The sequence below is a fragment of the Bradyrhizobium niftali genome, assembly GCF_004571025.1.
In the GTDB taxonomy this organism is placed as follows: Bacteria; Pseudomonadota; Alphaproteobacteria; order Rhizobiales; family Xanthobacteraceae; genus Bradyrhizobium; species Bradyrhizobium niftali.
On the sequence record NZ_SPQT01000030.1, the window covers coordinates 120,454 to 127,534 of the forward strand.

General features: G+C 63.9%; 5 protein-coding genes and 1 pseudogene. 1 reads left to right on the forward strand and 5 read right to left on the reverse strand.

Annotation, left to right across the window (positions count from 1 at the left end; all coding sequences use genetic code 11):
* Positions 1–190: 190 nt before the first annotated feature.
* Complete coding sequence (locus tag E4K65_RS47865; protein WP_167771452.1) at positions 191–2,104, reverse strand: adenylate/guanylate cyclase domain-containing protein; 1,914 nt, start codon at positions 2,102–2,104, stop codon at positions 191–193.
* A gap of 287 nt (positions 2,105–2,391) precedes the next feature.
* Here E4K65_RS47865 and E4K65_RS37295 point away from each other — a divergent pair, with 287 nt between their 5' ends.
* A complete protein-coding gene (locus tag E4K65_RS37295; protein WP_135178336.1) occupies positions 2,392–2,922 on the forward strand; it encodes a hypothetical protein in 531 nt (176 codons plus the stop codon).
* 14 nt (positions 2,923–2,936) lie between these two features.
* On the opposite strand, the pseudogene E4K65_RS48275 reads toward E4K65_RS37295, so the two are convergent.
* From E4K65_RS48275 to E4K65_RS37320, 4 genes and pseudogenes are all read right to left on the reverse strand, one after another.
* Positions 2,937–4,385 (reverse strand): annotated as a pseudogene (locus tag E4K65_RS48275) (DUF6745 domain-containing protein).
* A 74-nt stretch (positions 4,386–4,459) separates the two neighbouring features.
* Positions 4,460–5,854, reverse strand: coding sequence for an ammonium transporter (locus tag E4K65_RS37310; RefSeq protein WP_283813922.1), 1,395 nt, complete (start codon positions 5,852–5,854; stop codon positions 4,460–4,462).
* Between the two features lie 398 nt (positions 5,855–6,252).
* Complete coding sequence (locus E4K65_RS37315) at positions 6,253–6,468, reverse strand: hypothetical protein (protein ID WP_235885903.1); 216 nt, start codon at positions 6,466–6,468, stop codon at positions 6,253–6,255.
* Positions 6,459–6,743 (reverse strand): amidase family protein, encoded by a 285-nt coding sequence (locus E4K65_RS37320; protein WP_235885905.1) that lies wholly within the window; start codon positions 6,741–6,743, stop codon positions 6,459–6,461. The genes E4K65_RS37315 and E4K65_RS37320 overlap by 10 nt, the downstream gene beginning before the upstream one ends.
* Positions 6,744–7,081 lie beyond the last annotated feature (338 nt).

Genomic DNA, 7,081 nt, shown 5'->3' on the forward strand with positions numbered 1-7,081 from the left:
CGCGGCATCCTGCGCTTAAAAACCGGAGAATGAAACGGTTTATAATGAAAGCCGCGGCTGCCCGGTCCTTAGAAGGCCGCTTCGGGTCAACAGGCGCCGTCCTGACCGCCGCCGGTCACGTCCGGTCTACCGCGACAACCAGACGATTTCAGAGCCGGTCCGGGCTTCGCGTTCGGGCCATATGCGGAAGTCACTGCTCCGGCAGCCCCGCTTTGCGCAACGCTCCTTCCACGTAAGCGCGCTGCTCCACGTAGGCAGGATCGTCCGACAGATCGGTGGCCCGGAATTTCGCAAGACTGGTGTAGTTCGGATTCAGGCGACCGGCCGCCGCGAGTGCCGCGCGGGCAGCTGATAGATCGTCTTTGATAGCCATGATCGCGGCGTAGTAGAGCTGGCCATATGCCAGTCTCGGATTCGTCGCCACCGACCTGCTGAGCCAGGTTAGCGCCTCATCATCGCGCCTGAGCAGGATCATTGCGCGCCCCATTTCAAACTGCCACGTTCCAAGACCCGGGTCGCGTGGACTGAGTTCGATGGCGCGTTCGAACAGCGAGATTGCGTCAAGAGATTTCCCGGTGAAGACGAACGTCTCGCCAAGAAAAAGCGTCGTTGTCGGTATGTTGCCGTTGATTTGCAGTGAGATCCTGTACTGCTCGGCGGCCTCCTTCTGCCGCCGCTGTGCCTGCAGGACACGGGCGCGCAACGCATGAGCGGCCGCATTATTCGGATCGAGCCTGACTGCTTGCTGCGATAGCTCGTCGGCGCGACGTAAATCTCCTGCCGGGTCGGGGGATTGTCCATTGATCACCAGATTGGCTAGTGTCAAGGAAAGTCCCGTCATTGCCCTTAATGTATGCGGATCAATTTCAAGCGCATGCTCGAACAGGCGCCGAGCTTCCTCACGCGTCTCGGGCGTGGTCGGCTTGTACACGGCAGCCCATCCCTGCAAGGCAAGGTCCGACGCGGTCGGATTGGTCTGGTGCTCCAGTTCGATGCTGCGGGCCGCGAGAACAACCAGTTCCAATCCCAGCATGCGGGCGATCCGGCCGGTTATGTCATCCTGCAATTCCAGATAGTTGCTGCGCGGACGATCGAAGCGGTCCGACCAGACATGGCCGCCAGTTTCTGTATCGATCAGCTGCGCGTTGACTCGAACCTGATCGCCGGCGCGCTGCACGCTACCTTCGAGCGCGAAGCGGACACTGAGTTCACGCCCGATCTGGCGGGCATCGATCGACTTGCCCTTGTAGGTAAACGCCGTGTTGCGCGCGATAACGAAGCTGCCCTGAATTCGCGAGAGATCTGTTGTCAGGCCGTCCGTGACCGCATCCGCGAAATAATCCTGTCCCGGATCGCCACTTAGGTTGGAGAAGGGAAGCACGACAATGGATAAGCGCGGTGCTGTCCTGGGTGACGGAACGGTTTTTGAGGACTGGACGAACAATGATGTGACGCCCGTCAGACCTAGCAGATACCACGTACCGCCGCCGATGGCCGCGAAAGCGAGGACTACGGCCGCGGCCACTCTCATTGATCGGGTGCCTGACTTCGCGAGTGACGGTAGCCGCAGGTCGGTCGGATCGACTATAAACACCTGCACTGGCTCGGCGATGTTTTTTAGGCGTCGTTTGCCCCAATCGTGCATCGCAACGGCAATCTTGCCCTTGACCTGATCGTAGGCCGCGCGCGACAGGCAGACGCCGCCCGGAGGCGCAATGTTCTCCAAGCGCGCGGCCACATTGACCCCATCGCCCATCAGGTCGCCGTCGGATTCGACCACCACATCACCTAGATTGATGCCGATGCGGAAACTGATCTCCTTGTCGGAAGCCATACCGACATTTCGATCGATCATCTGGCGCTGCAACTCGACGGCGCACCGGACGGCGTCGACGACGGAGGCGAACTCCACCAGCATTCCATCCCCGGTCGTTTTAACTATGTGACCATGATGGGTCGAGATGGCCGGATCGACGACGTCTTTTCGCAGCATCCGGAGCCTGGTAATGGTGCCTTCTTCGTCGGCACCTGTCAGCCGACTATAGCCAGCCACGTCCGCGGCCAGGATCGCGGCAAGTCGGCGTTCGACGTGCAGCTCGAGCACAATCCATCCCTCAGCATTTGACAGAAGGACTCTAGCATAACGGCGAACTACCAGAAGCTTGACTCTGCACCATCGACGAGCGCTAGCCAACGGAGTTCCCTACACGGGTCGTTAGTGACACGTCCGGTTCGGGTCAGAAGCGGCCCATCACGACCAGGCAGCGCGACGTCCGCTCTAGACTCCCAAGCGGCCGCACATAAGGACAAACCCCTAGGCCACCTGCAGCACCGACGGGGCCCTCGCGACCCCGTTTTTATTTGCGGCCGATGGTCGTAGCCTCCACGTCCATGATCGCGGCCTTGGACGAGGGACATGTCGGTGGCTATTCGGTCGCTTATGGCCGCGACGATACTTATTTCCCGGTCTACGTCACGGCGGCGCTGGCCGCGATCTTCTGCACGGCCGCGCTTCTCACCGGCGCGCTCTACTGGCTTGCGCTCGCGGCGCTCGCGGCCGGGTTTACCTACTACAACATTCCGCTGCTCGAGACCGGCCGGCCCACGATCGGCGCGAACCAATACGGCATCTTCATCCAGGCCTTCGGCCTGATCCGGTGGCGCGCCATCGAGCGTATCGATCTTGTCGAGATCGCCGAGCGCGCCATGACGGTGCATGAACTCCAGATCGTGCTGAACGCACCGCTCACCAGCGCGCTGGTGGCCGACTGGCGCAAGCAGCCGTTCTGGCGCTGGTTGATGCGCCTGCCCTGGCGGATGAGCCACACCAACATGGTGCGGATCAATGTCGAGCCGTTCGATCAGCCGCCGGACATGATCCATCGCACCTTCCTGCGGATGTGGCGCTACTACCGCAGCTAGCGACCACGCATGCATCACGTCCTCAGCACGAGGTGTGCGTAGGCCTCTGCCCTCATGCCGTAGGTCCATGCGACCGCTTCGCGCGCCGTGCGCAGATTGGCCGGCACCTGGAGGAAGAAATGCCTGCGCGTGCCGTCCGGCTCGGGCGTGGCGTTGACGACCTCCACGGCCGCCCAGGCGTCCGCGGCGAGCCAGTTGCGGCGCCACAGGATTCCGGTCTCGTCCTCGGCCACACAGGTGGCGCCGCCGAGCGCGACGTAACGTTCCGGCGTCATGATCTCGATCATGCAGCGGCGGACCTGGACGTCGACTTGCTCGTCGATGGCAGCGAGCGTGATCCGGTCCCGATGTTCGATGATCCAGCGGGGCACCTCCACCCCGCGCCAGGCCTAGATCGACCAGCCGTCGGGATAACGCAGTGCCGGACCGCTGGCGTGATGCGGCCGGTCGCGCGCGTCACCGCACATGAGGTTCGGTCGCTCCGCGAGCCAGCAGGTGTGCTCGTGCGGCTGTAGCCAGCTTATGCTCGTCGCGAGTTGCATCAGGCCGCGCAGCGGCTCCGTCTCTGCGTGCAGACCAAGGACCTCGCGGAGATAGTCATAAGCGCCAAGCCACGACAGATCGTGCGGCCCCGCTGCGCAGGTCGAAAAGCCCCGCGGAGCAGCGAGCGCCTGTAACACGCCGGGGAACGACAGGCCGGTTCGGCGCAGCTGGCCCAGCATGGACAGATTTTGCTCCGGCACGCTGCGTATCACCGCGTCGGCCGCAGCGGCGACCAGCAGGTCGGCGGGATTGACTGCGCTGTCGACCGCGGCAAGCACCTTCCGGTGAACCCGCGCTTCAACCTGCGAAGCTATGCGCCGGCGCAGGCGATCGAGGAGACGAAAGCGCACATTGCCGCCGTCGCCCTGCGACATCCGGCCGGCAAGCCCGGACAGCGCCAGCGGGCTGTCGCACCATACGATGCGGGCCGGCGGCTCCAGTCCTGCGGCCTCATAGGCAAGACGCACGCCCTGCTCCGCGGTGTCGCGATCGGCAGGCGCCGTCGAGCGTCGGATGGCTCTCCACCGCGCGCGGTAATCGCCCAACGCCGCCATCTGCCCCGCAGACAGCGCCTGCTCAGTCGGCGAGGACGCGCGCATCCCGAGCCCCAGTTCACGCTGGCGGCGCACCCGATAGGTCCCTCGCGGCAGCGTCAGCGGCGCATGCTCCTGATGCGTCACCCGCGCATAGGCCGAGGCGATCTGGAGATGCCCGAGATAGAGCCCGGCCGGAATGTCGCGCGCCAGATCGTCGTCGCGAAACAGCGTCACGCGCTCGCGGATCGCATGACAATGTCCCGTGGCCTCGCCCTCCAGCAGGACCAGAGGCGCACCTTCGGCGATTTCGGCGAGCGTTCCCGATGGCGCTACATCGGGTACCCGCTCGATCAGCAGGTCACCTTGCGCAAAAATCTCGGTCATCGTGCCTTCTCCCGTGCCGGCGCATCCGCGGGGAACGCGGATGGCCGGATTCGTTCAACATTGCCGTCGGCGATCTAGTGCACGACCTCGCCATGCAGTGCGAGGTCGAGACCGTCGCGCTCCATATCCTCCGACACCCGCAAACCGATAAACAGCTTGATCACGTACAGGATGATCAGGCTGACGACGGCATCGTAGACAAAGACCGTGGCGACGCCGATGCACTGGTTGATGAACTGGCCCGGGTTTCCCTCCAGAGCCCCCGCGGTGCCGCCATATTGCTCGACGGCGAAGACGCCGGTGAGCAATGCGCCGACGATGCCGCCGACGGCGTGGACGCCGAAGCAATCGAGCGCGTCGTCATAGCTGAACATGTTCTTGAGCCCGGTGCATCCCCAGTAGCAGAGGACGCCGGCCGCGATGCCGATCACGAAGGCGCCGATCGGGCCGACGAAACCGGACGCGGGCGTGATGGCGACGAGGCCTGCCACCGCGCCCGAGCAGATGCCGACAACCGTCGGCTTGCCCTTGAGCGACCACTCGACCAGCATCCAGGTGAAGCCGGCGACCGCGGCCGCGATCTGCGTCACCAGCATCGCCATGCCGGCCTGCATGCCTGCCGTCACCGCGGAGCCCGCGTTGAAGCCGAACCAGCCGACCCACAGCAGCGAGGCGCCGATGAAGGTCAGCACCATGTTGTGGGCCGGTCCCGCCTCCTTGCGCTTGCCGAGCATGATGGCGCACATCAGGCCTGCCACGCCGGCATTGATATGCACGACAGTCCCGCCGGCGAAGTCGAGCACCTTGACCCAGGCGGCGTCGTTGCCGGAGGCGAAGATGCCGTCAGGGCCCCACACCCAATGCGCGACCGGCGCGTAGACGAAGATCGCCCACAGGCCGATGAACCAGAGCATCGCGGAGAACTTCATCCGCTCGGCGAAGGCCCCTGCAATCAGCGCGGGCGTGATGATCGCGAACGTCATCTGGAAGCAGATGTAGACGCTTTCGGGGATCGTCGCCGCGAGCGGATTGGGGTTGCCGATCCCGCCCTTGCCGATGTCGCTGAGGATGTCCTTCAGGAACATGCGGTCCAGCCCGCCGATGAACGGCGTGCCGGCGCGGAAGGCCAGGCTATAGGTCAGGATCGCGAACAGAATCGTAACTAGGCAAGTCACCGCAAAACTCGTCATCACGGTGTCGCCCACGTTCTTCTTGCGCACCATACCGCCATAGAACAGCCCGAGCCCCGGCACCGTCATCATCAGCACCAGCGCAACGGAGGTGAGCATCCAGGCGGTGTCGCCGGGATTGGGCGTGCACTTCTCGAGGATCTTGCCGCCGCAGGCTGGCGGGCCCGCATCCTCCGCGAGCGCAACGTCGCCGAGGGCGAGGTAGAGCAGTGCAATTCCCAGCAACGCGACCACCAATGTCACGAGCCTTTGGCGGGTGGATGTTCTTGATTCCATCATCGTCCTCCCAAGTCGCAAGAGATGTCTTCTGGGCCCTGTTTGAGTGGAACCGCAGAGATGATCATGCGCGCCGGCGCGACGACGCCAGCGAGATCAGCTCGGATTTTCGGGACACAATGAGCGCGGCTCGGCGCGATGAGGTCGTCGAGCGTCGATGGCTGGAGACTGGCACCGACCAGCCTCATGGCTTATCGGCCTTTCCCTTGTCGCCAGATCGGAAAGCGTCAGAGACGGTTCCAATTTTCGGTCAAAGGACAGGCAAGATTCGCACCATCGACACGATTCATTCAAGCTACTGAATGCGCTTCGATTCCAGTTTGCTGCTTTGCGGCAACCGCGCCACGCGCTGCTTCACGCAACAGCCCATCGCCCAACGAATGAGCAGTGGCTGACGATGCCTATGCGGTTCGCATCAAGGGCGGCGCGGTCGGCTTGATCAGCGCAAACGCGATCTCGACGATGCCGGCGGCGAGCCCCACCGCCACGCCGATGCGCCAGGCCATGTTGTAGGAACCGAGCGCGTCGTAGATCAGCCCGCCGCCGTAGGTGTAGTCGACCGGCCGCCGCTGCCGCTCCGTCGCCGGGTCTTTGGCCGCCAGCACGTTCAACAGCATCGCCGCGTCGCGCACCGTCCCATCGGCCCTGCAGTGTCCTGGCTGTGCGCGATCGGCACGATCCCGGCCCGGCTGACCAGCCCAACGGTCGGCTTCACGGTGACGAGGCCGTTTTTGCTCGCGGGATACAGCAGCGAGCCCGACGTCTCGGTGCCGATCGAGGCTGCGCACAGGCCGGCCGCCACCGCGACAGCCGAGCCCGCGCTCGATCCGCCCGGCGGCACGACCGGGATGCCGCGATCATCCATCAGCGCCGGCGCGTAAGGGTTCTTCACTTGACCGCCCTTTGCGTGGCACTACGCCAACTGAAGCGATGGGCCATGTGTGGACGTATATGGACCCCGCCCGATTGCAACGACCGGCTTGATCAGGATCGACGGTCACAACTGCTGACGTATATCCGGCTTCTTGATGCGGCTGGACAACGTCTCCGCCGCGAGCCTCGATGGTTTTCGCCCGCTTCCACCTCAACGGCCCCGAGACATCGGCGCAAGCCGTGCCGGTCCACACATCAGGTTCGGGAAGCGACGGGGGTGACCGTTTCGCCATCTCCTGCCATTTGTTGCAATTGTCGGGTGAGACCTCCTTTCCTTGATTGCCGCTTCGCTTCAGG

Coding starts and splice junctions, on each gene's coding strand:
- E4K65_RS37295 (WP_135178336.1), top strand. CDS start 2,392: ATGATCGCGGCCTTGGACGAGGGACATGTCGGTGGCTATTCGGTCGCT.
- E4K65_RS37310 (WP_283813922.1), bottom strand. CDS start 5,854: ATGATGGAATCAAGAACATCCACCCGCCAAAGGCTCGTGACATTGGTG.
- E4K65_RS37315 (WP_235885903.1), bottom strand. CDS start 6,468: ATGCTGTTGAACGTGCTGGCGGCCAAAGACCCGGCGACGGAGCGGCAG.